The following is a 24,794-nucleotide window of genomic DNA, read 5'->3' on the forward strand; positions in this document are numbered from 1 at the left end:
CACGATACCGGACACCCGAATCAATGTCGGACGGGCCGTACTTGACGCGAGAAACACCGAACTACTAGGGCGAACGCCTACGAACTACGTCCGATGAGGGCGTCGCGGCCGAGGCCCCGCAGGGACGCGTCGAGCACCTGCGCGGTGTGCGCGATCGCGATTCCGGCGCCCCGGCGGCGCAGCGCCCCGGCGATCTGCATCGTGCATCCGGGGTTGGCGGCGACGAGCAGTTCGGCGCCGGTCGCGGCGACGTTCGCCGCCTTGCGGTCGCCGAGTTCGGCGGCGGCCTCCGGCTGCAGCAGGTTGTAGGTCCCCGCCGAGCCGCAGCAGATGTCGGGGTCGGTGATCTCGCGGACGTCCAGGCCGGGGATCCCCGCGAGCAGCGCGCGGGGCTGGCTCCGCACGCCCTGCGCGTGCGACAGGTGGCACGCGTCGTGGTAGGCGACCGTGACCGGAAGCGGCCGCCGCTCCGCGCGCGGCCCCAGCTCGGCGAGGAACTCCGCCAGGTCGCGGGTGCGCTCCGACAGCGCGTCCGCGCGGCGCTCCCACGCGGGGTCACCGCCCAGCAGCGCCCGGTACTCCTTCATCGACGACCCGCAGCCCGCCGAGTTGACGACGACGACGTCCGTGCTCTCGAACGTCTCGATCGTCCGTTTCGCGAACGCGCGAGCCTCGTCCTCGCGTCCCGCGTGCATCGACAGGGCGCCGCAGCAGCCCTGCGCGCGCGGGATGGCGACGTCGCAGCCCTCCATCGCCAGCACGCGGGCCGTCGCCGCGTTGACGTCCGGGAAGAACTCGCCCTGCACGCAGCCGGCCAGCATGCCCACCGTGGCGCGGCGGTCCCCGCGCGCGGCGACCCGCTCCGGCAGCCGCGGCGCCCGGCCGAGCGGGGGCGCGAGCCGCTCCATCGCCGCCAGCGACGGCGAGATCCGCTCCAGCAGCCCCGACCGGCGGACGGCGCCCTCCAGCCCCGACCGCTGGTACGCGCGCAGCGGCCCGCGCAGCGCCCGCAGCCGCCGCCGGTACGGGAACAGCCGGAAGACCAGCTCCCGCACGGCGCGCTCGCGCAGCGGGCGCGGATGCCCGCGCTCGACCTCGGCCCGCGTCATCTCGATCAGCCGGTCGTACTGGACGCCGGACGGGCAGGACGTCACGCACGCCATGCAGCCGAGGCACCGGTCGAAGTGCTCGACCATCGGCCCGCTCAGCGGCTCGCCCTTCGCGTGCTGGTCCATCAGGTGGATGCGGCCGCGCGGCGAGTCCATCTCCTCGCCCCACAGGACGTAGGTGGGGCACGTCGGCAGGCAGAATCCGCAGTGCACGCAGTCGCCGAGCAGGTTCGCGAACTCCTGACCACCGAACAGTTCCGCCGATCCGGGCGCGGGGGGTTCGGGCGAGTGCGGTCCGGGTGAGGGGGTGTTCATCAGATACCTCCCGCGAAGCGGCCGGGGGACAGTCGGTGGCCGGGGTCGAACTGGTCCTTCACGCCGCGCATCAGCGACAGGGCGGGCACCGGGCCCCACACGTCGACGGCGCCGCGCACGTCCTGCGGGGCGTAGCGGACGACCGCGCTCCCCTTGTGCCGCGCCAGGGCGGCACGCACATCGGCGAGGATGCCCGCGACGTCACCGGACGACAGCCCCACGTACCCGTGCCCGTCCCCGCTCCACGTCACGGACGTCCCCGGGCCGGCGGACTCCCGCAGGGCGGTGAGCAGGTCGCGGAGGGCGGGCGGAGGCGCGGCGACATCGAACAGGACGGTGCCGCCGGGGTAACGGCCCCAGCCGTCCGGTGCGCCCTCCGAGATCTGTGCTGTGTCGCCCAGGAGCCCGACCGTCTGCTCCGCGCGCGCGCCGACCTCGTCCGGGCCGCCGTCGAGCAGGACGGCGACCGTCCCGGGGGAGAGGTACTCGATCCCGCTCGGGACCACCGGCGAATGCAGGACGGCCTGTATCGCCTCGTGCGCCTCCTCCGGGCCGTCCACGGGACGCGTGACGTACGCGTGGGCGGCCGGAACCGGATGCAGGCGGAACGTGGCCTCGACGATGAGCCCGAGCGTCCCGTACGAGCCGCAGAACAGCCGCCCCAGGTCGTATCCGGCGACGTTCTTCACGACCTTGCCGCCCGACTTCGCCACTTGACCGTCCGCCCGGACGATCGTGAGCCCGATGACCAGGTTCCGTGGGGTTCCGTAAAGGGTCCGGAGTGGCCCCGCCGCACCCGTCGCGATCGTCCCGCCGATCGTCGAACCGGGGATCGGCACGTCCAGCGCGAGCCGCTGCCCGTTCCCCGCGAGCTCCTCGCCCAGCCGCTCCAGCGGCATGCCCGCCTGCGCGGTGGCCACGAGGTCCCCGGCGGCGTGCTCGACCAGGCGGTCCAGGCGCCGCGTGTCCACGATCAGGTCGCAGCCGCGCGGCGGCGTCCCCCAGTCCAGCCGCGTCTCGCCGCCGCGCGGGACGACGGTCAGCGCGTGCTCGGCGGCGACCCGCATCACCGCGGCGGCCTCGCCGACCGTCGCGGGCGCGGCGACGACGGCGGGCTCGACGCCCAGCACGCCCTCCTCGGGCTCGCCGGGACGGACGTCGCCGCAGACCTTCGCCAGCGCGCCGAGCGCGCCGAGCGCGCCGTGCGCGTCGGGTGCATCGGGGGGTCGCATCAGAACAGGTCCGCCTTTCCCGCGAACGGATGGGGTCCCTTGCGCACTCCCGGAACCTCTCCGCACATGCGCGGCGTCGGGAACACCTTCCCGGGGTTGCACAGGCCCGCCGGGTCGAACCCGCACCGCACCATCTGCATGGTGTCCAGGTCGGCGTCGGTGAACATGCGCGGCATGTACCGGGACTTGTCCACGCCCACACCGTGCTCGCCTGTGATGGACCCGCCGTGCTCGATGCACAGATCGAGGATCGCGCCCGACACTTCCTCTGCGCGCGCGCCCGCGCCTTCCTCGGCGTCGTCGAACAGCACCAGCGGATGCAGGTTGCCGTCTCCCGCGTGGAAGACGTTCGCGACCCGCACCCCCGATTCGGCCGACAGTTCGTCGATGCGGGCCAGGACCTGCGGGAGGGCGGTCCGGGGGATGACCCCGTCCTGGACGATGTAGGCGGGGCTGATCCGGCCCACGGCGGCGAACGCCGACTTGCGCCCCGTCCAGATCAGCGCCCGCTCCGCATCGCCGGCCGCCACCCGGATCTCGAACGCGCCCGCGTCCCGGCACAGCTTCTCGACCTGCGCGAACTGCGCCGCGACGGCCGACTCCGGGCCGTCCAGTTCCACGATCAGCACGGCACCCGCCCCCGGCGGGTACTCGCACCGCACCGCCGCCTCGGCGGCCTCGATCGACAGCGCGTCCATCATCTCGATCGCCGCCGGGACGACCCCCGCGCCGATGATCGCCGACACGGCCGTCCCGCCCGCCTCGATCGACCCGAACGCCGCGAGCAGCGTCTGCACGGTCTCGGGCAGCCGGGTCAGCCGCACGGTGATCTTCGTGGCGATGCCGAGCGTGCCCTCCGCGCCGACGAACACGCCGAGCAGGTCGTAGCCCGGACCGTCCGCCGTCAGCTCCGCCAGTTCTCCGTCCGGCGTGACGACCTCGCAGGCCAGCACGTGGTGCGCGGTGAACCCGTACTTGAGGCAGTGCGCGCCGCCGGAGTTCTCCGCGACGTTCCCGCCGACCGAGCAGATCTGCTGGCTGGACGGGTCGGGCGCGAAGTAGTACCCGTGCGGCCGGACGGCCCGCGTCACGTCCAGGTTGATCACGCCGGGCTCGACCACCGCCCGCTGCCCCGGAATGTCGATCTCCAGGATCCGCCGCATCCGCGACGTCACGATCAGCACGCCGTCCGCGCGGGGGAGCGCCCCGCCGGACAGTCCCGTCCCCGATCCCCGCGCCACGTAGGGCACGCCCGCCGCGGCGCACTCGCGGACGATCGCCGCGACCTGCTCGGCGGTGTCGGGCAGGACGACGAGGGCGGGCGTGCACCGGTGGTTCGTCAGCCCGTCGCACTCGTAGGTCCGCAGCCGCACGGGGTCGGTGATGATCCGTTCCGGCCCCAGCGACGCGTTCAGGCGCCTCGCGAGCGCCTCCAGATCCGGCTCCATCCCTTGCACGATCCTCCCTGCCCCCGCCCGCCCGCAATGCCCGGACCGGCCGGCCCGTCGGGCCGGCCGGTCGCCCGCTCAGCCCATGCGCTCGTAGGCGGGGGTGGTGAGGAACTCGGAGTAGTCGTCGGCCAGGGTGACCTGCTTGAACAGGGTCACGGCCTCGTTGTACCGGGGCTCGTTGAACGCGTCGCCCAGCTCGGCGCGGATCTTGCCCAGCTCCTCGTCCAGCAACTGCTCGACCCAGTCCTTGGTGATCTTCCGGCCCTCGGCGGTGGACACGCCGTTGTAGATCCACTGCCACACCTGCGAGCGGGAGATCTCCGCGGTCGCCGCGTCCTCCATCAGGTTGTGGATGGCGACCGCGCCCGCGCCGTCCAGCCAGGTGGCCAGGTAGCGCAGCGCCACGTCGATGTTGTTGCGCAGCCCCTGCTCGGTGATGTCGCCGGGGGTGGCCTTGACGTTGAGCAGGTCCGCCGCGGTGACCCGCACGTCCTCGCGGAGCCGGCCGCGCTGGTTCGGCTCGTCGCCCAGCACGCCGTCGAAGACCTCGCGGCAGATCGGGACGAGGTCGGGATGCGCGACCCAGGAGCCGTCGAACCCGTCGCCGGACTCGCGCGTCTTGTCCGCCCGGACCTTCTCCAGCGCGACCTTGTTGACCTCCTCGTCCCGGCGGGACGGGATGAACGCGGCCATGCCGCCGATGGCGTGCGCGCCGCGCTTGTGGCAGCTGCGCACCAGCAGCTCGGTGTAGGCCCGCATGAACGGCGCGGTCATCGTGATGGCGTTGCGCTCGGGCAGGACGAAGTCGGGGCCGCGGTCGCGGAACTTCTTGATGACCGAGAACAGGTAGTCCCAGCGCCCGGCGTTCAGGCCCGCGGAGTGGTCGCGCAGCTCGTAGAGGATCTCCTCCATCTCGAACGCGGCCGGGATCGTCTCGATCAGGACGGTCGCGCGGATCGTGCCGCGCGGAATGTTCAGGTGGTCCTGCGCCAGGTTGAAGGCGTCGTTCCAGAGGCGAGCCTCCTGGTGGGCCTCCATCTTCGGCAGGTAGAAGTACGGGCCCTTGCCCTTGTCGATCTGCCGCTGCGCGCAGTGGAAGAAGTAGAGACCGAAGTCGAAGAGCGACCCGGACATGGGCTCGCCGTCGATCAGCAGGTGCTTCTCCAGCATGTGCCAGCCGCGCGGCCGGACGACGATGGTGGCCAGCTCGCCATCGCCCTTGAGCGCGTAGGACTTGCCGCTCTTGGCGTCGGTGAAGTCGATCGCGCGGTCGAGGGCGTCCCGCAGGTTGAGCTGGCCCTCGATCATGTTGTTCCACAGCGGGGTGTTGGCGTCCTCGAAGTCGGCCAGCCACACCTTCGCGCCCGAGTTCAGCGCGTTGATCGTCATCTTCCGGTCCGTCGGGCCGGTGATCTCGACGCGGCGGTCCTCGAGGCCCGGCGCGGGATCGGCGACGCGCCACGAGTCGTCCGCCCGGACGCTCGCGGTCTCGGGGAGGAAGTCGAGCGTCCCGCCCTCCGACAGCCGGCGCTGCCGCTCCGCGCGGGCCGCCAGCAGCTCCTTGCGGCGCCCGCCCAGCTCGCGCTGCAGGGCGGCGAGCAGGCCGAGCGCCTCCGGCGTCAGGATCTCCTCGTACCGGTCGCCGAGCGGCCCGGTGATCTCGATGCCGTCCTGGTTGCCCATCTGCCCCGCCCTTTCGTATAGCGAAATTCCGTTTCTGTTACGTGGAGAACGCTACTCGGCGGTCCAGCCGCCGGTCAAAGCGGGTCCGCCGCGCCGTCCCTCCGCACGCCCTGCTCCTGCTCTCCCCTGCGGCGCTCGCGGCAACCGCTCCCCGGAAGCGGTGCATAAGCAGGTGACGCGGGGGAAGGCGCGTGAGACGATCGCGGGGAAGACACAGCCGCGCCGCGGCGTTCTACCGAGGACATATGACTCAACCTTTCACTGCAGACCAGACACCAGACGAGTTCGAGCCGATGACCGGCGAGCTCGACCTCGAGGACCGGCGGGCACTGCGCCGCGTCGCCGGGCTGTCGACCGAGCTGATCGACGTCACCGAAGTCGAGTACCGATCCCTGCGACTGGAACGGGTCGTCCTGGTGGGCGTCTGGACCGAGGGCACCGCCGAGACCGCCGAGAACTCGCTGCGCGAGCTGGCGCTGCTCGCCGAGACGGCCGGGTCCGAAGTGCTCGAGGGCCTCGTGCAACGCCGCTCCCGGCCCGACCCCGCCACCTACATCGGTTCCGGCAAGGCCGCCGAACTGCGCGACGTCGTCATCGCGACCGGCGCCGACACCGTCATCTGCGACGGTGAGCTGGCCCCCAGCCAGCTGCGGCACCTGGAGGAGACCGTCCAGGTCAAGGTCATCGACCGGACGGCCCTGATCCTGGACATCTTCGCCCAGCACGCCAAGAGCCGCGAGGGCAAGGCGCAGGTCGAACTGGCCCAGCTCGACTACCTGCTGCCCCGCCTGCGCGGCTGGGGCGGGAACCTGTCCCGGCAGGTCGGCGGGCGCGCCGCCGGCGGCGTCGGGATCGGCGGCCGCGGCCCCGGCGAGACCAAGATCGAGCTGGACCGGCGGCGGATCCGCACCCGGATGGCCAAGCTGCGCCGGCAGATCACCGAGATGTCCAAGTCGCGCGACACCAAGCGCGGCGGGCGGCGCCGCCACGACGTCCCCGCCGTCGCCATCGCCGGCTACACCAACGCGGGCAAGTCGTCGCTGCTCAACCGGCTCACCGGTGCCGGGGTGCTGGTGGAGAACGCGCTGTTCGCCACCCTCGACCCCACCGTCCGGCGGGCCGAGACCCCCGGCGGCCGCGCCTACACGCTGGCCGACACCGTGGGGTTCGTCCGGCACCTGCCGCACCAGCTCGTCGAGGCGTTCCGCTCGACGCTGGAGGAGGTCTCCGACGCCGGGCTCGTCCTGCACGTCGTGGACGGCTCCGACCCCGACCCCGAGGCCCAGCTCGACGCCGTCCGCGAAGTCCTCCGCGAGATCGACGCCCAGGACATCCCCGAGATCGTCGTGATCAACAAGGCGGACGCCGCCGACGAGCTCGCCCTCGCCCGGCTGCGGCGCCGCGAGCCGAACAGCGTCGTCGTCTCGGCGCGGACCGGCTTCGGCATCGAGGAGCTGCGCGAGGCGATCGAGGCGGGGCTTCCCGGCCTCGAGGCCGAACTGCACGTGCTCGTCCCGTACGAGCGCGGCGATCTGGTCGCGCAGGTCCACGAGCGCGGCGAGGTCCTCAAGCAGGAGCACGTCGCCGAGGGCACGATGCTGCACGCGCGCGTCCCCGACGACCTCGCCGCCGAACTCGCCCGGTACGAGGCCGCCCCCGCCTGACCCGTGAACCCCACCGGACCCGTTCCGGTGGGGTTTTCGGTCGAGATTCGGGTGAATTCCGGCCATTCCTAAATGGACGCTCGGTCGCCGAACGGTGACAGCTTCACCAATCGACTTGACGGTTCGGGCGAATTCCGTACGGTCATAGGGCTAGGGGCGGGGTGACGGCCGCCGATGCGCCTCGATCAAAGGTTGTCGGAGGGGCCGTCGGTGCACTACCGTGACGGAACCGATATCTCCGGTCTCGTTGCCCGTGGTGGTCCGTGATCACCCGACCCTCCAACGGTGAATCGCCGGCACCCAGTCGGCGTTTCGGATCGAGAACAGGTGGATCACTCCATGGCGTCCGGTACCGCGTCGTCTCCTCAAGGCCGGTGAACCAATGACGGTACGGCTGTTGACGAACATCGGCAGGCTCTGGACGGGCACCGACGTCTGCAGCAACGCCGCCGTGCTCATCCACGACGACCGGATCGTCTGGGCCGGCCCCGCGTCCGACCTCCCGCAGAGCATCCCGGGCGTCATCGACGACATCGTCGACGTCGACCACGTGGAGAACCTCGGCGGCGGCCTCGTCACCCCCGGGCTCATCGACGCCCACGCGCACCCGGTCTACGCGGGGAACCGCTGGGCCGAACTCGCGATGCGCACCAGCGGCTCGTCCCACTCCGCCATCGCGGCCGCCGGGGGCGGCGTCAACTCCACGGTCACCGTCACCCGCGGCACCGACCCCTGGACCCTGTGCAACGGCGTCCGCGAACGCCTCCGCCAGTGGATCATCGCCGGGACCACCACCGTCGAGGCCAAGACCGGCTACCACCTCACCCGTGACGGCGAACTCGCCGACATCCGGATGCTGCGCTCCCTCGAGTCCGAGCCCTCGATGCCGCGCATCCACGCGACGTTCCTCGCCGCCCACATCCTCCCGCCCGAGTTCTTCGGCCGCCGCCGCGACTACATCGAGGCCGTCCGCCTCTGGGCCGGCGACGCCGGCGTCGCGGGCGCCGACAGCATCGACGTCTACTGCGACGAGGGCCACTTCACCGCCGAGGAGGCCCGCGCGCTCCTGCTCACCGGAAAGCGCGCCGGCCTGAAGGCCCGCATGCACGCCTGCGCCAACGAGCGCGTCGGCGCCGCCCAGGTCGCCGCCGAGGTCGGCTGCGCCTCCGCCGACCTGCTCACCCAGGCCAACGACGACGACATCAAGGCCCTCGCCCACGCCGGCGTCACCGCCACCGTGTGCCCCGGCAGCGCCCTCAACAGCACCCGCGCGCCCGCCCCCGTCCGGCAGATGCTCGACCGCGGCGTCACCGTCGCCCTCGGCACCGACCACAACCCGGGCCAGTGCGGCATCACCTCCATGCCTCTGGTGATCGGCCTCGCCGTCGCCATGTTCGGCCTCAGCGTCACCGAGGCGCTGCGGGCCGCCACGCTCGGCGGCGCCGCCGCCCTCCGCTACGGCGACCGCGGCTCCCTGGCCCCCGGCATGCTCGCCGACATCGTGCTCTGGGACGCCGACCACGAGGGCGCCTTCGCCTGGGCCTTCGGCCTGCGCGCACACCGCGTATGGCGCGGCGGCGTCCCCGTCCAGCCCTGACCCGCCGGGACGAGCACCTCCCCGGGACGGCCGGACCGGGGCGGCGCGACCGGACCGGCGCGCGACACGCGACCGGTGCCGCCGCCGGCCGGTGAGGCATGGTCGGCACGATGCTCGACCAGTGCGGCGCACCGGGTGCGGTGTCCGGCCGGTGAGGCACACCGGATCGGGCGGCCCTCGTCCCGACGGCGCACGACGGCATGCGAGCGGGCGGCCGGTGCGGACCGGGAACCGGGGAGGCGGCGGAGTTATCCACAGCTCCTGATTCTCGGACGGCACCCCGCCACCGGCTCCTAGCGTCGGCCACATGAAAGCGTCCGACCGCCTGCAGGCACTCGTCGACCGGGTGCGGGTCCCGGCCGCGCCCCCGCAGGAACCGCCCGCCGCCCGCTTACGCGCGGCACCCGACCGTCCGGGGGTCCGCGCCCTCGTCATCGTCGCCGTGATCGCCGCCGTCGTGGCCGCCGGGTACCTGTGGGCCTCCAGGCCGCGCCCGCACGCCGCACCGGCGACGGACGCGAGCGTGGCGACGCTCGCCGCCGGCCCGAGCGCCCCAAGTGCGCCGAGCGAGTCCGCCGCCCCCACCGGCACGGTCGTCGTCCACGTCCTCGGGAAGGTGCAGAAACCGGGCGTGATCACACTCCCGGCGGGCTCCCGCGTCGCCGAAGCGCTCGAGGCCGCCGGAGGCGTGCGGCGCGGCGCGAAGACGGGCCCCCTCAACCTCGCCCGCAAGGTGGTGGACGGGGAACAGATCCCGGTCGGCGTCCCCGCCCCGACACCTCCTCCCGGCGTCCCGCCGCCCGGGGCGCCGCCGCCCGGCGCGCCGAGCAGCGACGGCGTGCCGGTGAACCTCAACACCGCCACCGTCGACCAGCTCGACGAACTGCCCGGAGTGGGGCCCGTCCTCGCCGGGCGCATCATCGAGTACCGCACCGCGAACGGCGGCTTTCGCTCCGTCGACCAACTCCAGGACGTCAACGGCATCGGCGCCGCCCGCTTCGCCGACCTCAAGTCCCGAGTGCGCACATGAACGCCCCCCTCCACCGCCCCCCGCCTGCGGCCCCCAAGGCGACTGCAGCGCGCACGGCGCGTGCGGCGCGCACGGCGCGTGCGGCGCATGCGGCGCGTGCGGTGTGTGCGGCGCGCACGGCGCATGCGGCGCGTGCGGTGTGTGCGGCGCGCAGGGCGCGTGCGGTGTGTGCGGCGGCGTGGTGCCTGCGGGGCGTATGGCACTTGCGGTGTGTGTGGTCTGTGCGGCGTGCATGTCGCGCAAGTCGCGTGCGTCGCGCACGAAGCGGACGTGGCCGATGGCGTGCATGTGGGTGCGGCGTTCACGGGGTGTGCGGCGTGTACGGGCGTACGGCGTGCACGTTGCGCACATCGCAAGCGGCGAGCACCTCGGGCGCGGTGAGCACGGCGAGCAGGGGGCGTACGGCGGCGGCCGCGGGCCGGACGGTCACGCGACGGGAGGGGCCGTTCGTCGGCGGGGAAGGGGAGGTTCGCGGTGAACCATGATCTGCGCCTTGTCCTGCCCGCTCTGGCGGCGTGGGTCACGGCCGCCGTCGCCATCGGGGTAGCCCCGGCCGTGTCCTACGCGCTCGCCGCCGCGGCGGCGGTCGGCGCCCTCTGCGTCCTGGCGCCCCGCCGGGCAGGGGCGGCGCCGCGCCTGCTCGTGGCCGGGGCGGTGCTCGCGTGCGCCGCCGCCTCCGCCATCGGCGTCGCGCTGCGCGCCACCGCGGTCGGTACCGGCCCGGTGCCCGACCTGGCCCGCGCCGGGCGCACCGCGACCGTCGAGGCCGTCGTCACCGGAGACCCGCAGGCAACGGTGGGCGCCTCCCGGCGGACGATCACGCTCCGGGCGCGCGTGGAAGCCGTGCGGAGCACCGATGTCCGCGTCCCGGTCCTGCTCATCGCGCACGACGGCCGCTGGCTCGACCTCGTCCCCAGCCAGCGGGTGCGGTTCACCGGGTGGTTCCGGGAGCCCCGGGAGGACCGGTTGCTGGCCGCCGTGGTCCTCGTCCGGGGCTCCCCGTCCGTGCTGTCCCCGCCGTCCGGAGTGCAGCGCGCGGCCGAGACCGTCCGCGCCAGGCTGCGCGCCGCCACCGACGTCCTGCCACCCGGGCAGCGCGGGGTGCTGCCCGCCATGGTGGTCGGCGACACGTCCCGGATCCCGCCGGACCTCGCCGACGACTTCCGCACGGCGGGACTCACCCATCTCCTCGTCGTGTCCGGTGCGAACCTCGCGATCGTGATCGGCGCGGTGGTCGGCCTGTGCCGCCTGGCCGGGCTCGGCCGCCGCCGCGCGCCTCCGCTCGCCGTTCTCGCGGTCTGCGCGTTCGTCGTCGTGGCACGACCGGAGCCGAGCGTGCTGCGCGCGGCCGTCATGGGCGTCGTCGGCCTGCTGGCCCTGTTCACCGGGCGGCGGCGGCAGGGCCTGCCCGCGCTCGGCGCGGCGGTACTGCTGCTCGTCCTGATCGACCCCGCCTTGGCGCGGTCCTACGGGTTCGCGCTGTCGGTGGCGGCGACCGCGGGACTGCTCGTCCTCGCGCCACCCTGGCGCGACCGGCTCGCCCGGTACCTGCCAGGGCCGTTGGCGGACGCCCTCGCCGTCGCGGCGGCGGCCCAGACGGCCGTCGCCCCGATCCTCGTCATGCTGTCCGGAGAGGTCGGTGTCGTCTCGGTGTTCGCGAACCTGCTGGCCGCCCCCGTCGTGGCCCCCGCCACGCTGCTCGGCGCACTCGCCGCGGTCGTCGCACCGTTCTCGCTGCCGCCCGCCCGGCTCCTGGTCCGTCCCGCGGGCCTCGCCGTCGGCTGGATCATCGGGATCGCGCGCGTCACCGCCGACCTCCCGTACGCGACCGTGCCGTGGCTGGGTGGCGGCCTCGGCGCGCTGACCCTCCTGGTCGCGGCAGGCGGGGTCCTCCTCGTCCTGCGCAGTCCCCCCGTGCGCCTCGCCGTGGCCGCGGTGCTCGCCGGGATCATGATCGCGGTGGTCGCCCTGCGGGTGACGGCTCCGGGCTGGCCTCCGCCCGGCTGGCGGATGGTCGCCTGCGACGTCGGCCAAGGCGACGCGATCGTGCTGTCCGCCGGGGCCGGACGCGCGGTCGTGGTCGACGCGGGCCCCGACCCCGGCGCGGTCGACGCGTGCCTGGACCGCCTGAAGATCACGGACGTCCCGCTCCTGGTCATCACCCACCCGCACGCCGATCACGTCGACGGGACGCCCGGCGTCCGCGCCGGCCGGACGGTCCGGCGGATCCTCACCACTCCGCGCACCTCCGGCCGGGCCGCCCGCCTGGCCCGCGGGGTCATGGCCCGTCCCGCGCTCACCGGCCAGCGATGGCGCATCGGCGACCTCACCCTCGCGGTCATCGCGCCCCTCACCACCGGCCCGCCGCTGACCCGCTCGGACGACGGCAGCACCATCAACAACGCCAGCGTCGTCCTGGTGGCGCGCGGTCCGGGTTTCAGCGCTCTCCTCACCGGTGACCTCGAGGCCGACGCGCAGCGCGCCCTCGCGAGCGGCGTGCCGCCCGTCGAAGTCCTGAAGGTTCCGCACCATGGCTCGCGCAGTCAGGACGCACGTTTCCTGGCGGCGGCGAGAGCGTCGATCGCGCTCGTCTCCGCCGGCCGCGGCAACGACTACGGCCACCCGTCGCCCGCCACCCTCGACCTGCTGCGCCGCCTAGACGTCCGCGTCCACCGCACCGACCGCGAAGGAGACATCGCCGTGGTCCGCACCGCCACCGGCCTCGCCACGGTGTCCCGGGAGTGAAGCCGAAGGCGGCGGCTTGACCGTCGCGGCCGCTCGGGGGGCGGGGCACGGTACTTCGCAAGTGAGGCCGAGCGTGGTGCCGTCATCCCGGTGGTCGTTCGGGGGTGGTTCGAGGTGTTTCGGGTGCCGGCAGCGGCGGTGCGGGTGCCGTTGTCCCTCGTGCGGTGCCGTCACGATGTTTTGGGGAGCTAGGTGCCCTGTGGAGCCGGCTGCGGACATGTTCTGACCGCGATGGTCCGTAGCGTCGTCCCGGGATCGACGGAAGGAGCGGGGACATGACGGTTCTGGTCACCGGCGCGACGGGCGTCGTCGGGCGGCGCGTGGTGGAACGGCTGGTGCGGGCGGCGGTGCCGGTGCGGGCGCTGACACGGAACCCGGCCTCGGCGGGATTGCCGCCGCAGGTGGAGGTCGTTCGTGGCGACCTCGGCGAGCCGGAGGGGGGCCGGCGGTGTCTGCCTGTGGAGCCGGTGTCAGACCTCGACGGGAATCCTCCCGGACGGGGCGGTCGGTGTCGAAGCAGGAAACCCGGCGGGCGACCGCTGGAATCTCCCGCCTTTAGGCGGGGGAGGAGGTCAAGGCGAACATGCTGCCGGTCTGGGCGCCGTCCGTCCGCGCGGAACGGGTGGTGCGCTATCCGTTCGCGGACGAGCCCATGAGCCTCGTGCACGAGGACGACATCGCCGAGGTGGCGGTGGCCGCGCTGCTCGAGGAGGGGCATCACGGCAAGGCGTACACGGTCACCGGGCCCCGGCCGGTGACCGTCCGCGAACAGGTCGCGGCCATCGGCGCGGCGCTGGGGGAGGAGGTCCGGTACGAGGAGGTCGGGCGGGCGCGGGCGCGAGCGTTGATGCGGGCGCAGGGCGGTTTCGCCGCCGCTTCGGCCGATCTGCTGCTCGGGTTCGTCGAGTACGACGGCACCGAGCCGGAGGGCGGGTTCGCCGATCAGGACTGGTCGGCGCTGATGCGGGTCTGGCCGGACGTGGAGGAGGTCACCGGGCACCCGCCGCGGTCGTATGCGCGGTGGGCCAGCGATCACGTGCGCGACTTCCGCTAGCCGTACCGCCCGGAGAGGAGGGTGACGCGTCCGGCATCGCGATGACGTCCCCGGCACGGTACGGGCGGGGTGTCGGGCGTGGCATGCTGCTCAGTGTGTCGGTTGAGCCCATCATCGTGGTCATCGGTGACGAAGAGCTGCTGGTCGAGCGTGCGGTCGGCGAGGTGGTCGCGTCCGTCCGGGCGGGGGACCCGGACCTCGAGGTGATCGATCTCGCCCCCGGGGGACTGGAACCCGGACGGATCGCGGAGTTGACCTCCCCGTCGCTGTTCGGCGGCGGCAAGGTGCTCGTCATCCGGTCGGCGCAGGACCTCGGCAAGGACCTGACGGCCGAGGTGCTGAAGTACGCGAAGACCCCGGCCGACGACGTGGTGCTCGTGGCCCTGCATCCCGGCGGCGCGAAGGGCAAGGCGCTGGTGGACGGGCTCACGAAGGCGAAGGCGCGCAAGATCTCGTGCCCCAAGATCACGAAGGTGGGGGAGCGGGTCGACTTCGTCCGGGCCGAGATCCGCAACGCCGGTGGCAAGATCTCGGCGGACGGGGCGCGGGGGCTGATCGACGCGGTCGGCAACGACCTGCGGGAGCTGGCGGCGGCGTGCAGCCAGCTCGTCGCCGACACCGGCGGGAAGATCGACGACGCCGCGGTGGCCCGGTACTACCGGGGACGTGCCGAGGTCAGCGGGTTCACGGTGGCGGACAAGGCCATCGAGGGGCAGCTCGCCGAGGCGCTCGAACAGCTGCGCTGGGCGCTCGCGACGGGCGTGCCCCCGGTGCTGATCGTCAGCGCGCTCGCGCAGGGCGTCCGGGGACTCGCGAAGGTCGGCGGCGCGCCGCGCGGCGCGCGGGGCGCGGCCCTCGCCAAGGACCTGGGCATGCCGCCGTGGAAGATCGAACGCGTGCAGCGGCAGTTGCGGGCCTGGTCGGCGGACGGTGTGGCGCGTGCGATGACGGTCGTCGCCGAGGCCGACGCGGCCGTGAAGGGCGCCGCCGCCGACCCCGCGTACGCGCTCGAGAAGACCGTCGCGGAGATCGTCGCCGCCCGCGGCTGACTCAGGCCGATTCGGCGGCCCTCCGCACCGCGTTCGCCTCCATCGTGACGTAGGCCCGGGCGCGGCGGCCGAACAGCAGGCCGATCGCGGGTGCCAGCGGGCCCTGCTGGACGAGCGTCAGCCGCAGGGTCGCGCCGTCCGGGGCGGGAAGGACGAGGTGTCCGGCGGTCGTGGTGACGCCGGGTCCGCGCGACTCCCAGGTGAACGACTCGCCGTCGGTGAACTCGGTGACCGTCCAGACGGCGGTGGCGAGGCGCGGCTGCCGGACGCGGGCACGCCCCGCGAGGCGCAGCGGACCGTCGAGCAGTTCGACGCTCTCCATCGACGGAGTCAGGTCGGGCAGCCGTTCGACGTCGGTCATGACGTCCCAGACCCGTTCGGGCGGCGCGGCGACGTCGACGGTGATCTCGAGGCGCATCAGGAACTCCGGAGGACGGCGCGGACGGCCGACAGCAGGTCGGTGACCAGTGGGTCGTCGGCGCGGGACGGCAGGTGCAGGGCGTGGTAGGGGACGGTCGGGAGGTCGATGATCTCGCGGGTCACCAGGCCGGGGGAAGGGGTAACGCAGCCGTTGACGACGGCGAGGCCGACGCCGAGGGAGACGAAGTGCAGCATCAACGGCCAGCCTTCGGCCTCGACGGCGACCGTCCAGGGGACGTCGGCGGCGCGCAGCGCGCGCTCGAGCGCGACGCGGTGCGGGCCGGACGGCGGCGGGACGATCAGGGCGGTGCCGGCGAGGTCGGCGAGGGCCAGGTCGGGGACGGCGGCGAGCGGATGCCCCGCCGGCATGACCAGGACCTGCGGGTACGTGGCCAGGACGGTGGCCGTGAGGTCGGCGGGCAGGAGGTCCAGGACGGCGACGCCCACGTCGGCGCGGCCGGTGCGGACGGCCGCGAGGGTCCGGGGCCGGTCGCCGTTGATCAGCTTGATGCCGGGGCGGACGACGCCGCCGAGCAGGTAGAGGTAGGCGCCCTCCCCGGCGGCGAGCGTGGGCATGCGGGCGGTGCCGTGCAGGTCGGCGAGGAAGGACGCGACGCGGGCGTCGAGGTCACGGGCGAAACGGGCGGCCGCCTCGCCCGCCGGGGTGAGGGCGAGGCGGCGCCCGTGCCGGGTGTAGAGGGGACGGCCGAGCGTCTCGGCGAGCTTCTGCACCTTGACGTGCAGCGCGGGCTGCGAGACGTGCAGTTCCTCGGCGGCCCGGGTGAAGTTGAGGTGGTCGGCGAAGACGGCGAAGGAGGCGAGCGCGTCGGTGGACACCCGGCTCAGTTCCATAGCCGAGGACTATAGCCGGACGGTAGATCGATAGTTCTGCTGGAGCTCTGGATGCCGGATCGTCGAGGCATGGACATCGAACCTCGGCTCGGCATCGACTTCGGCAGGGTGATCCAGGGCGGCGCGGTGGCGCCGGGGAGCGCGGACACGGCGTTCCTCGGCGGCTCCCTGGAGGCGGCGCTGGCGTCCCCGGCGACGGACGGCGCGTTCGACGCCCTCCCCGAACTGATCGGCCTCGTCGGCGGGCGGGCCTGGATCATCTCCAAGGCGGGTGACCGGGTGCGGGCGCGGACGCTCGCCTGGCTCGACCACCACGACTTCTACCGCCGGACGGGCCTCGCACGGGACAACGTGCGCTTCTGCAGGAAACGCTCGGACAAGGCCGCGCACTGCGCGGAACTCGGGATCACCCACATGATCGACGACCGGCTCGACGTGCACCGGGCACTGCGGGGCCTCGTGCCCCACCTGTACCTGTTCGGCCCGCAGGAGACCGTGCCCGGATGGGTGCGGCACGTCCCCACCTGGACGGACGCGCGTTTGATCAGCGGAGATATCGCGGCGGGACGGACACCGCCAGCCACACGCCGTTCGAGGTGACGCGGAACTCGTGCCCGTCGGCGGCCATCCGCCCGGCCCGGACCACCAGGACGACCGGGGCGCCGCGGCGGGCGCCGACCAGCCGCGCCGTCGCGCGGTCGGGGGACAGGTGGACGGCGTGGCGCCCCATCGGGCGGAGGCCGTCGCGCCTGATCGCGGCGACGAACCGTCCGACGGTGCCGTGGTACAGCAGATCGGGCGGGGGAGTGACCGGAAGGTCCAGCTCGACGGGGACGGAGTGCCCCTGGACGGCGCGGATCCGGTTCCCCTCGAGCGCGTAGCGGCCCTTGCCGTCGGCCGCCACGACGTGGCCGAGTTCCGCGCGGGTGAAGGGGAAGCCGTGCCGGGCGGCGGCCGCGAGGAGGCCGCCGACGTCCGTCCAGCCCTCCCGGTCGAGGACGAGGCCGATGTCCGAGGGACGGTGCCGCAGGTGGCGGGCGAGGTACTTCGAGATCCGCACGGCGCGGCGTTCGTCCATCGTCACCGCCTCCGGACATGCTTCAGGGCCGGCCCGTGAAGGCCGGCCCCGGGGCGCGCGGACCCGGCCCGCGCGAGCTTTACTTGGCCTGCAGGGCGGCGGCGCGCTTGGCGATCGCCGACTTGCGGTTCGCGGCCTGGTTCTTGTGGATGACGCCCTTGCTGGCGGCCTTGTCCAGCTTCTGGGCCGCGCTGCGCTGGGCGGCGACGGCGGCCTCGAGGTTGCCGGCGTCGGCGGCCTCGCGGAACTTGCGGATCGCCGTCTTCAGTTCCGACTTGACGGCCTTGTTGCGCAGGCGGGCCTTCTCGTTCTGCTTGTTGCGCTTGATCTGGGACTTGATGTTAGCCACGTCGTAGTGCCTCGGTTTGGGTCGCGGTCCTCGCCTGCGCGCGGGCAGGCTCTGACGAATGTCCAACGGGGGCGGTCGGTGTCGGTGCCCCCGGGGCACGACGGTACGCCACACGCAGTCGCACAGCTTAGCAATCACCGGGGCCCTCCCCAAACCGGGCCGTGCACGGAGCATCGCGTCCGGCATGGGACCATGGAAGGCACAGAACCCATGTCCACACCCCGAGTGAGTTTGCGAACGGACCCCGGTGGCAGCGCCTCAGCCCAACAAGACCGATCCCGCGATCATCCGCAACTTCTGCATCATCGCGCACATCGACCATGGAAAGTCGACGCTCGCGGACCGGATGCTGCAGCTGACCGGTGTCGTCGAGGAGCGCCAGATGCGCGCCCAGTACCTCGACCGCATGGACATCGAGCGCGAGCGCGGCATCACGATCAAGAGCCAGGCGGTCCGGCTGCCGTGGACGTCCGGCGGCGTCGAGCACGTCCTGAACCTGATCGACACCCCGGGGCACGTCGACTTCTCCTACGAGGTGTCCAGGTCGCTCGCGGCGTGCGAGGGCGCGGTCCTGCTGGTGGACGCGGCGCAGGGCATCGAGGCGCAGACGCTCGCGAACCTGTACCTGGCGATCGAGGCGGACCTGCACCTGATCCCGGTCCTCAACAAGATCGACCTGCCCGCGGCGCAGCCCGACAAGTACGCCGAGGAGATCGCCGGCATCATCGGCTGCGACCCGGCGGACGTCCTGCGCGTGTCGGGCAAGACGGGCGAGGGCGTCGCCGAACTGCTGGACCGGATAGTCGAGACGGTCCCGGCACCGGTCGGCGACCCCGACGGCCCGGCCCGCGCGCTGATCTTCGACTCGGTGTACGACACCTACCGCGGCGTCGTCACCTACGTCCGGATCGTGGACGGGCACCTGTCGCGGCGCGAGAAGAGCCTCATGATGTCGACGGGCGCCGCGCACGAGACCCTCGAGGTCGGCGTGATCGCGCCCGAGCCGAAGCCGGTCGGCGGGCTCGGCGTCGGCGAGGTCGGCTACCTGATCACCGGGGTGAAGGACGTCCGGCAGGCGCGCGTCGGCGACACGGTGACGACCGCGTCGAAGTCCGCGCCCGAGCCGCTCGGCGGCTACCAGGACCCCAAGCCCATGGTGTTCTCCGGCCTCTACCCGGTGGACGGCGACCAGTACCCCGACCTGCGGGAGGCGCTGGAGAAGCTGCGGCTGAACGACGCCGCGCTGGTCTACGAGCCGGAGACGTCGGCGGCGCTCGGGTTCGGGTTCCGCTGCGGTTTCCTCGGGCTCCTGCACATGGAGATCGTCCGGGAGCGGCTGGAGCGCGAGTTCAACCTGTCGCTGATCTCCACCGCGCCGAACGTCGTGTACCGGGCGGTGATGGAGGACGGCACCGAGTTCATCGTCACGAACCCCAGCGAGTTCCCCACCGGCAAGGTCGGCGCGGTGTACGAGCCGATCGTGAAGGCGACGCTGCTGACGCCGTCCGAGCACATCGGCGCGATCATGGAGCTGTGCCAGGGGCGGCGCGGCGAGTTGCTCGGCATGGACTACCTGTCGCCCGAGCGGGTCGAGATCCGCTACACGCTGCCGCTCGCCGAGATCATCTTCGACTTCTACGACCAGCTCAAGACGCGGACCCGCGGCTACGCGTCGCTGGACTATGAGCCAAGCGGGGAACAGGAGTCCGACCTGGTGAAGGTCGACATCCTGCTGCAGGGCGAGTCCGTGGACGCGTTCAGCCAGATCGTCCACCGGGACAAGTCCCGCGAGTACGGGCTGATGATGACCGCGAAGCTCAAGGAACTGATCCCGCGGCAGCAGTACGAGGTGCCGATCCAGGCGGCGGTGGGCGCCCGCATCATCGCCCGGGAGAACATCCGCGCCATCCGCAAGGACGTCCTCGCCAAGTGCTACGGCGGCGACATCTCCCGCAAGCGCAAGCTGCTGGAGAAGCAGAAGGAAGGCAAGAAGCGGATGAAGACCATCGGCCGGGTGGACGTCCCGCAGGAGGCCTTCGTCGCGGCGCTGTCCACCGGCGGCGGGGGCGAGACCGCCGACAAGAACAAGAAGTAGCCCGCAAGGCGACTCGTCCGAGAGCGGGGGACGGGCCCCGCCCCGGCGGAGCGCTCCGCTCCACCGGACCGGGGCCCGTCCCCGTTTCCCGCTCCCGACCGGTCCCGCTTCTCGACCGGTCTACTTCTTGATCAGGGGCCAGGCCACCGCGGCCGGCACGCGCCGGAACTCGCCGCGGTTGGCGGCGCGTCCCGCGTACACCAGGAAGAACATCACGACCGCGGTGAAGATCAGCGGCGCCCAGATGAGGACGTCGACGGCCAGCGACAGCAGCAGGCCGACCAGCCACACGGCGACGGCGGCCAGGCCCATGTTCAGGCCCTGCGCCGCGTGCCGCCGGGCGAACGCCGAGCGCGGCTTGCCCAGGTAGACGACCGCGGGCGCGATCACGCCGACGAGGAACTGACCCACGTAGGCCATCAGGGACCAGGTCCGCTCGTCGTCGCTGACCGGCCCGTAGTGGCCCGGCAGCGGCCGTGTCCGCGGGGGCTGCTGCTGCTGCCCGGGCGGCGGCCCGCCGGGTGGATGCTGCGAGCCCTGCTGGGGCTGCTGCTGCCAGAGGTTGCCGGGCTGCTGCCAGGGCTGTCCCTGGCCCTGCGAGGGGGGAGGCCCGTAGGCCATGGCGGGCTCCTCTCCGACGTCGCGCCTCCGCCGTCCGCGGTTGCGTTGTGCACTCTACGACTCCTTGGACGCACCCGAAGTTCGCCCCGGTTCCGCAATTCCGGCCCGGGTCACCCGCGCCACAGGACGGCGGACGGCTCGCCGGGCGTGAGCGTGACGGCACCGTCCCAGGTCAGCGCGGACGGGCCCGGCAGGTACGCGTCGTCCAGCATGAAGCCGCGCTCGATCGCGGTGACCGAGACGGGCGCGCCGCCGTCGCCGAGTCCGGTGGGCAGCCGGACGGCCTCGACGCTCGCCACGTCGGACGTGCGGGTGCCCGGCGGCAGCTCCACGGCGGTGGAGACGGCGCCGTCGCGGCCGATCGCCCGGTCGGCCCGCCCGTGGTCCGACCGGTACAGGACGGACGGGTCGTCCTTCAGCCGCACGCCCAGCGCGACACCGGGCGCGGACCCGATCGCCGTCGCGTCCCCGACCTCCATGGCGAACTCGACGAACAGGTAGGCGCGCGGGTCGCCCGCCTCGGGCGTCGCGGGATCGGACGGCTCCTCGACCTTCCCCTCCCGCACCAGTTCCTGCGCCATGACCCGGTACGTCCAGGGCTCGCGCTCCATCACGGCCTCGCGGGCGCGCCCGGCGGGAAGCGTGCGGGACGCGTCCGGCAGGAACCGCAGCGGCGGATTCGGGCCGATCACGTCGCACAGGTTGTTGTTGTGCGTGCACGTCTGCAGCACCGGATGGTCCCGCTCGTACCGGCCCGCGAAGTTCAGCGTGATGTGGAACGGGCCGTGGTAGACGGCCGTCCCCGGCACCCGGTCGCCGGACGCGTCCACCTCGACCCGGTACGTCCACTCGATGTCGCTCGTCCGGCCCCACCGCGCGAGCAGGCCGGGGGTGTCGGTGCCGCCGTCCTCGTTGCTCCACACCAGCGAGTACTCGAGGATCCGGTGCCCCGCCGTCGCCGCGGGCCGCGTCTCGTGCCACGCGACGAGCGGGGCGTCGGTCGTCGCGTTCTGGTGGGGGTCGCCGAACGGCCAGCCGGTTCGTCCGACGATGAGGGGCGCGTGCCGCAGCGCTACCTGCCCGACCTCCGGCACGCGCACGGTCGGCCGGGCCAGCGTCACGCTCCCGGCCGCGTCCGCGCTCCCCTCCGCGAACCGCAGCGCGACCGTGTGCGCGCCCGCCCCGACGTGGCCGAGGCCGAGACTGCGCGGCACCGGATCGGCGGACGGGACGACGAGGTCGGTCACGTGCCGTCCGTCCACCGAGACCGCGACCACGGCGGACTCGGCGCCCGCCCGGCCCCAGGAGACGCCGGGGGCGGCGGCGGTGAACCCGATGACCGCCTCACCGGCCCGGTCGGCGGTGAACGCGATCGTCCGCGCGCCGCCGTCCCGCTCCAGGACGATCGTGCCCGGTGCGGCGGCCCGCGCGGCCGTGCCGGGCGCGAGGACGAGCGGCGCGCCCGCGAGGACGGCGGCCAGGAACGAGGCGGCGTGACGCGCGCGGCTTCTCATGATCGGGAAACGTAGGGCCGCCGGGTCGCGGCGCGGTGACGGACCGGTCCCTCGTGGGTGACGGGCTCACGGCGCCGGTCCGGGCGCGTGCACGTCAGCGGCGCGGCACGGCCGGATCCGGCCATCCGGCCGGCGGCGTCAGGGAGCGGACGGGAAGTGCAGCGAGACCGTCGTGAACCGGCCGGCCCGCGGGGACGGCGGATCGGGCTCGTGCAGGTTGAGGCCCATCGCGGGGATCCGGGCCGTCCGGCCCCGCTCGACGACCTCGTGCCCGAGGTCGCGGAAGAGGGTGACGACGTCGGCGGCGGGGTCGTCGAGCAGGTCGACGCCGTCGAGCCGCAGGCGCAGTTCCGGGTTGCCGCCCCAGCCCGGCGCGCGGGCCCCGACGATCTCGGCGAGCCGCTCGACGCCGTCCGCGCCCTCCTCGGTCGACAGCGCCAGCGAGCCGCGGCCGACCCGCACGCTGCGGTGCCCGGCGAAGCCGCACACGAACGCGTCCCGCGGCGCCGGCGCGCCGCACAGTTCGGCGACGGCGTCCAGGGTGGTCCAGGCGTCCGCGGCCCGCGTGGAGAACAGCAGGTGGGCGTCCGGGAGCACCGCGCCGCGTCCCGGTTCCAGCGTGACGACGAACGGTGCGACGCGGCCGGGGAAGCGCGCCGGATCCGGCTCCCCGAGCGTGACGAGGCCCTCCCACTCGACGGGCTCGTCGACGGCGAACCAGCTGATCGCGGCCTCGGCGCCGAATTCGCCGAACGTCGCGTCCGTCAGCCGCTCGCCGACCAGCCCGCGCAGCCCGGCGGCGGTCTCCGCGAGCCGCTGCCGCCACCACGGGGGCTCCGGATCGTCCCGGCGCCCGCTCCAGCGCGTCCCGGGCGCCGCCAGCTCGGTGCGGCGCTCCCCGCCCGCGTCGTCCACGACGACGCAGTGCCAGCCGTCCGGGCCGCCGCGCAGCAGGACCCGCGCGGGCGGCCGTCCGGTCCCACCCTCGATGCGCATCCGACGACCCTATCCGGGGCCCGCCGATCCCCGATCCGGGCACGCGCCCCCGGCGCGGGCACGCGCCTCCGGCTCGGCGCGCGCCCGGCTCGCCCGAGATCGTCCGCGCGGCGCGGCGGCGTTCGCCCGCGACACGCCGCAGGCCGTTCGCCCGGGGCGCGGATGTCGGTACGGTCTGAGGACACTGGCCGTGACGGGTAGCGGAGGTTCGAGGGTGGCCCACTCCGAGCAGGTGCTGCGTTCCCCGAAAGAGCGGGACACGGTGAACGGCGCCGTCCGCGCGCTGCGGTCGGCCGCCCCCGCCGGCTGGGAGCGGCTCGGCCTGGACTTCCGCGCGATCGTCGGCATCGACTGCGCGTCCTTCGAGATCGTCGACGCCGCCGGCGCGCGCCGCACCGCGACGCCGCCCGGCCACGCCGTCGGCCGGATGGACGAGCTCCGCCGCGTCATGTACCGGCGGGGGAAGGGCGCGTGGTTCACCGCCCGGCTCCGGGTCGAGCGGTCCGGACGGTTCAGCGCCGAGTTCGACTACGACGGCGAACCCGACTTCGTCCCGCCGCTGCCGCCGTCCGCCTACGCCCAGGACCTCGACCGCTTCCCCCGCACCGAGGAGCACATCCCCGGCTGGCTGCGCGAGAAGCTCCGGCTCGCCTGAACCGCCCGCCGGGCCGGCGGGCCCGGCCCCGGCGGGCCCGAGCACACCGCCCCGCGCGGCAGACTGGGAGCATGCCCGCGACCCTGCCCGACGGCGACCCCGTACCGGCCGACGGCGCGCTGCCGTCCGGCGCCCTCGACGGTCTGGGGACGCGGCCCTTCGCGTTCTACGTGCACGTCCCGTTCTGCGTGACCCGCTGCGGCTACTGCGACTTCAACACCTACACCGCCACCGAGCTGGGGCCGGGCGCGAGCCGCGACACCTACGCCGACACCGCGGTCGCCGAGGTGCGGATGGCGCGCCGCGTCCTCGGCGACGCCGACCTGCCGGTCGAGACGGTCTTCGTCGGCGGCGGCACCCCGACCCTCCTCGCGCCGGACGACCTGGGCCGCGTCCTCGCCGCCATCGACGCCGAGTTCGGCCTCGCCCCGGGAGCCGAGATCACCACGGAGGCGAACCCGGAGTCGGTGGACGACGCGTACCTCGGCAAGCTCCGCGAGGCCGGATTCACCCGCGTCTCCTACGGCATGCAGAGCGCGCGCGAGCACGTCCTGGCCGTCCTGGAACGCACCCACACGCCCGGACGCGTTCCCCAGGTCGTCGACTGGACGCGCGAGGCGGGCTTCGAGCACATCAACCTCGACCTCATCTACGGCACCCCAGGGGAGACGGACGACGACTGGAGGGCCTCACTGGAGGCGGCCCTCGAATGCGAACCCGACCACGTGTCGGCCTACGCGCTGATCGTCGAGGAGGGCACCCGCCTGGCCGCGCAGGTCCGCCGCGGCGAGCTGGCGGCCCCCGACGACGACGCCATGGCCGACCGGTACCTGCTGGCCGACGACCTGCTCTCCGCCCACGGCCTGCACTGGTACGAGATCTCCAACTGGGCGACCGGCCCGGACGCCGCGTGCCGCCACAACCTCCTCTACTGGACGGGCGCGGACTGGTGGGGCGTCGGTCCCGGCGCCCACAGCCACGTCGGCGGCACCCGCTGGTGGAACGTCAAGCACCCGGCCGCCCACGCGTCCCGTCTCGCCGAGGGCGTCACCCCCGCGCACGCCCGCGAGGTCCTCGGCGCCGAGGACCGCCGCATCGAGCGGATCATGCTCGAGCTGCGCCTCGCGGCCGGCTGCCCCACCGGCGTCCTCGACGGCGCCGCCGTCCGCCGCCTCGTCGCCGATGGCCTCCTCGACCCCGGCCCGTACGCCGCGGGCCGCGCCGTCCTCACCCGCCGCGGCCGCCTCCTCGCGGACGCCGCCGTGATGGCCCTGACCTGAGCGGC

Annotated in this window: 22 protein-coding genes and 1 pseudogene; 11 read left to right on the plus strand and 12 right to left on the minus strand. The window is 73.7% G+C overall.

Annotated elements, in window-relative coordinates:
- Positions 1–77: 77 nt before the first annotated feature.
- From F7P10_RS35280 to aceB, 4 genes are all read right to left on the minus strand, one after another.
- Positions 78–1,424, minus strand: a complete 1,347-nt coding sequence (locus F7P10_RS35280; protein ID WP_151016411.1) for a (Fe-S)-binding protein — start codon at positions 1,422–1,424, stop codon at positions 78–80.
- Entirely contained in the window at positions 1,424–2,656 is a 1,233-nt protein-coding gene (locus tag F7P10_RS35285) for an FAD-binding oxidoreductase (protein WP_151016412.1), read from the minus strand. The genes F7P10_RS35280 and F7P10_RS35285 overlap by 1 nt, the downstream gene beginning before the upstream one ends.
- Positions 2,656–4,104 (minus strand): FAD-linked oxidase C-terminal domain-containing protein, encoded by a 1,449-nt coding sequence (locus tag F7P10_RS35290; RefSeq protein WP_151016413.1) that lies wholly within the window; start codon positions 4,102–4,104, stop codon positions 2,656–2,658. Before F7P10_RS35290 ends, F7P10_RS35285 begins: the two co-directional genes overlap by 1 nt.
- A gap of 78 nt (positions 4,105–4,182) precedes the next feature.
- Positions 4,183–5,790 (minus strand): malate synthase A, encoded by a 1,608-nt coding sequence (aceB, locus tag F7P10_RS35295; RefSeq protein ID WP_151016414.1) that lies wholly within the window; start codon positions 5,788–5,790, stop codon positions 4,183–4,185.
- Positions 5,791–6,083: 293 nt separating this feature from the next.
- Here aceB and hflX point away from each other — a divergent pair, with 293 nt between their 5' ends.
- The 3 genes from hflX to F7P10_RS35310 all read left to right on the plus strand — a co-directional run bounded on the left by hflX (position 6,084) and on the right by F7P10_RS35310 (position 10,081).
- Complete coding sequence (gene hflX / locus F7P10_RS35300) at positions 6,084–7,454, plus strand: GTPase HflX (RefSeq protein ID WP_254716185.1); 1,371 nt, start codon at positions 6,084–6,086, stop codon at positions 7,452–7,454.
- Between the two features lie 382 nt (positions 7,455–7,836).
- Positions 7,837–9,051: an imidazolonepropionase gene (hutI, locus tag F7P10_RS35305; protein ID WP_151016416.1), complete on the plus strand. Its 1,215-nt coding sequence runs from the start codon at positions 7,837–7,839 to the stop codon at positions 9,049–9,051.
- 307 nt (positions 9,052–9,358) lie between these two features.
- Positions 9,359–10,081 (plus strand): ComEA family DNA-binding protein, encoded by a 723-nt coding sequence (locus F7P10_RS35310; protein ID WP_151016417.1) that lies wholly within the window; start codon positions 9,359–9,361, stop codon positions 10,079–10,081.
- Between the two features lie 301 nt (positions 10,082–10,382).
- On the opposite strand, the gene F7P10_RS45195 is transcribed toward F7P10_RS35310, so the two are convergent.
- Positions 10,383–10,511, minus strand: a complete 129-nt coding sequence (locus F7P10_RS45195) for a hypothetical protein (RefSeq protein WP_302851392.1) — start codon at positions 10,509–10,511, stop codon at positions 10,383–10,385.
- A 44-nt stretch (positions 10,512–10,555) separates the two neighbouring features.
- On the opposite strand from F7P10_RS45195, the gene F7P10_RS35315 reads away from it, so the two are divergent.
- From F7P10_RS35315 to holA, 4 genes and pseudogenes are all read left to right on the plus strand, one after another.
- Positions 10,556–12,826, plus strand: coding sequence for a ComEC/Rec2 family competence protein (locus tag F7P10_RS35315; protein WP_151016418.1), 2,271 nt, complete (start codon positions 10,556–10,558; stop codon positions 12,824–12,826).
- 275 nt (positions 12,827–13,101) lie between these two features.
- Positions 13,102–13,263: pseudogene (locus F7P10_RS45200) on the plus strand (NAD(P)H-binding protein); the annotation flags it as partial.
- Positions 13,264–13,409: 146 nt separating this feature from the next.
- A complete protein-coding gene (locus tag F7P10_RS35325; RefSeq protein ID WP_176611787.1) occupies positions 13,410–13,880 on the plus strand; it encodes a hypothetical protein in 471 nt (156 codons plus the stop codon).
- An 83-nt stretch (positions 13,881–13,963) separates the two neighbouring features.
- Positions 13,964–14,929 carry a DNA polymerase III subunit delta gene (holA, locus tag F7P10_RS35330; protein WP_151016420.1) on the plus strand — a complete coding sequence of 322 codons (966 nt, stop codon included), beginning with the start codon at positions 13,964–13,966 and terminating at the stop codon, positions 14,927–14,929.
- 1 nt (position 14,930) lies between these two features.
- Here the strand turns inward: holA and F7P10_RS35335 are convergent, their stop codons facing one another.
- Together F7P10_RS35335 and F7P10_RS35340 are read right to left on the minus strand one after the other, a co-directional pair.
- Entirely contained in the window at positions 14,931–15,347 is a 417-nt protein-coding gene (locus tag F7P10_RS35335; protein WP_151016421.1) for an SRPBCC family protein, read from the minus strand.
- Positions 15,347–16,201, minus strand: a complete 855-nt coding sequence (locus F7P10_RS35340) for a LysR family transcriptional regulator (RefSeq protein ID WP_151016422.1) — start codon at positions 16,199–16,201, stop codon at positions 15,347–15,349. The genes F7P10_RS35335 and F7P10_RS35340 overlap by 1 nt, the downstream gene beginning before the upstream one ends.
- A gap of 69 nt (positions 16,202–16,270) precedes the next feature.
- Between F7P10_RS35340 and F7P10_RS35345 the strand changes: the two genes are divergently transcribed.
- The gene (locus F7P10_RS35345) at positions 16,271–16,801 is read left to right on the plus strand and encodes a hypothetical protein (protein WP_151016423.1); all 531 of its coding nucleotides are present in this window, start codon (positions 16,271–16,273) and stop codon (positions 16,799–16,801) included.
- Here F7P10_RS35345 and F7P10_RS35350 read toward each other — a convergent pair.
- Complete coding sequence (locus F7P10_RS35350) at positions 16,746–17,279, minus strand: RNA 2'-phosphotransferase (RefSeq protein WP_151016424.1); 534 nt, start codon at positions 17,277–17,279, stop codon at positions 16,746–16,748. The two genes, F7P10_RS35345 and F7P10_RS35350, sit on opposite strands and share 56 nt — an antisense overlap.
- A 79-nt stretch (positions 17,280–17,358) precedes the next feature.
- Positions 17,359–17,628, minus strand: coding sequence for a 30S ribosomal protein S20 (gene rpsT, locus F7P10_RS35355; protein ID WP_151016425.1), 270 nt, complete (start codon positions 17,626–17,628; stop codon positions 17,359–17,361).
- A gap of 247 nt (positions 17,629–17,875) precedes the next feature.
- On the opposite strand from rpsT, the gene lepA reads away from it, so the two are divergent.
- Positions 17,876–19,723 (plus strand): translation elongation factor 4, encoded by a 1,848-nt coding sequence (gene lepA / locus F7P10_RS35360; protein ID WP_151016426.1) that lies wholly within the window; start codon positions 17,876–17,878, stop codon positions 19,721–19,723.
- A 120-nt stretch (positions 19,724–19,843) separates the two neighbouring features.
- Here the strand turns inward: lepA and F7P10_RS35365 are convergent, their stop codons facing one another.
- The 3 genes from F7P10_RS35365 to F7P10_RS35375 form a co-directional block, all read right to left on the minus strand.
- Positions 19,844–20,344: a DUF4870 domain-containing protein gene (locus F7P10_RS35365; protein ID WP_151016427.1), complete on the minus strand. Its 501-nt coding sequence runs from the start codon at positions 20,342–20,344 to the stop codon at positions 19,844–19,846.
- A gap of 110 nt (positions 20,345–20,454) precedes the next feature.
- Positions 20,455–21,858: a hypothetical protein gene (locus tag F7P10_RS35370; RefSeq protein WP_151016428.1), complete on the minus strand. Its 1,404-nt coding sequence runs from the start codon at positions 21,856–21,858 to the stop codon at positions 20,455–20,457.
- A 138-nt stretch (positions 21,859–21,996) separates the two neighbouring features.
- On the minus strand, positions 21,997–22,854 hold the full coding sequence (locus tag F7P10_RS35375) for a hypothetical protein (protein ID WP_151016429.1): 858 nt from the start codon (positions 22,852–22,854) through the stop codon (positions 21,997–21,999).
- A gap of 214 nt (positions 22,855–23,068) precedes the next feature.
- On the opposite strand from F7P10_RS35375, the gene F7P10_RS35380 reads away from it, so the two are divergent.
- Both F7P10_RS35380 and hemW read left to right on the plus strand, forming a co-directional pair.
- Positions 23,069–23,509, plus strand: a complete 441-nt coding sequence (locus F7P10_RS35380; RefSeq protein ID WP_151016430.1) for a hypothetical protein — start codon at positions 23,069–23,071, stop codon at positions 23,507–23,509.
- Positions 23,510–23,580: 71 nt separating this feature from the next.
- Positions 23,581–24,789 carry a radical SAM family heme chaperone HemW gene (gene hemW, locus F7P10_RS35385; RefSeq protein ID WP_151016431.1) on the plus strand — a complete coding sequence of 403 codons (1,209 nt, stop codon included), beginning with the start codon at positions 23,581–23,583 and terminating at the stop codon, positions 24,787–24,789.
- Positions 24,790–24,794: the final 5 nt, after the last annotated feature.

Source organism: Actinomadura sp. WMMB 499 (assembly GCF_008824145.1).
In the GTDB taxonomy this organism is placed as follows: domain Bacteria; phylum Actinomycetota; class Actinomycetes; order Streptosporangiales; family Streptosporangiaceae; genus Spirillospora.

Excerpts from the sequence above, each read along its gene's own strand:
- aceB (WP_151016414.1), bottom strand. The coding sequence starts at position 5,790 with ATGGGCAACCAGGACGGCATCGAGATCACCGGGCCGCTCGGCGACCGG.
- F7P10_RS35370 (WP_151016428.1), bottom strand. The coding sequence starts at position 21,858 with ATGAGAAGCCGCGCGCGTCACGCCGCCTCGTTCCTGGCCGCCGTCCTC.
- F7P10_RS35285 (WP_151016412.1), bottom strand. The coding sequence starts at position 2,656 with ATGCGACCCCCCGATGCACCCGACGCGCACGGCGCGCTCGGCGCGCTC.
- hflX (WP_254716185.1), top strand. The coding sequence starts at position 6,084 with ATGACCGGCGAGCTCGACCTCGAGGACCGGCGGGCACTGCGCCGCGTC.
- F7P10_RS35345 (WP_151016423.1), top strand. The coding sequence starts at position 16,271 with ATGGACATCGAACCTCGGCTCGGCATCGACTTCGGCAGGGTGATCCAG.
- F7P10_RS35365 (WP_151016427.1), bottom strand. The coding sequence starts at position 20,344 with ATGGCCTACGGGCCTCCCCCCTCGCAGGGCCAGGGACAGCCCTGGCAG.
- F7P10_RS35290 (WP_151016413.1), bottom strand. The coding sequence starts at position 4,104 with ATGGAGCCGGATCTGGAGGCGCTCGCGAGGCGCCTGAACGCGTCGCTG.
- F7P10_RS35335 (WP_151016421.1), bottom strand. The coding sequence starts at position 15,347 with ATGCGCCTCGAGATCACCGTCGACGTCGCCGCGCCGCCCGAACGGGTC.
- F7P10_RS35350 (WP_151016424.1), bottom strand. The coding sequence starts at position 17,279 with ATGGACGAACGCCGCGCCGTGCGGATCTCGAAGTACCTCGCCCGCCAC.
- F7P10_RS35280 (WP_151016411.1), bottom strand. The coding sequence starts at position 1,424 with ATGAACACCCCCTCACCCGGACCGCACTCGCCCGAACCCCCCGCGCCC.
- F7P10_RS35310 (WP_151016417.1), top strand. The coding sequence starts at position 9,359 with ATGAAAGCGTCCGACCGCCTGCAGGCACTCGTCGACCGGGTGCGGGTC.
- F7P10_RS35340 (WP_151016422.1), bottom strand. The coding sequence starts at position 16,201 with ATGGAACTGAGCCGGGTGTCCACCGACGCGCTCGCCTCCTTCGCCGTC.
- F7P10_RS35375 (WP_151016429.1), bottom strand. The coding sequence starts at position 22,854 with ATGCGCATCGAGGGTGGGACCGGACGGCCGCCCGCGCGGGTCCTGCTG.
- holA (WP_151016420.1), top strand. The coding sequence starts at position 13,964 with ATGCTGCTCAGTGTGTCGGTTGAGCCCATCATCGTGGTCATCGGTGAC.
- hemW (WP_151016431.1), top strand. The coding sequence starts at position 23,581 with ATGCCCGCGACCCTGCCCGACGGCGACCCCGTACCGGCCGACGGCGCG.
- hutI (WP_151016416.1), top strand. The coding sequence starts at position 7,837 with ATGACGGTACGGCTGTTGACGAACATCGGCAGGCTCTGGACGGGCACC.
- F7P10_RS35325 (WP_176611787.1), top strand. The coding sequence starts at position 13,410 with ATGCTGCCGGTCTGGGCGCCGTCCGTCCGCGCGGAACGGGTGGTGCGC.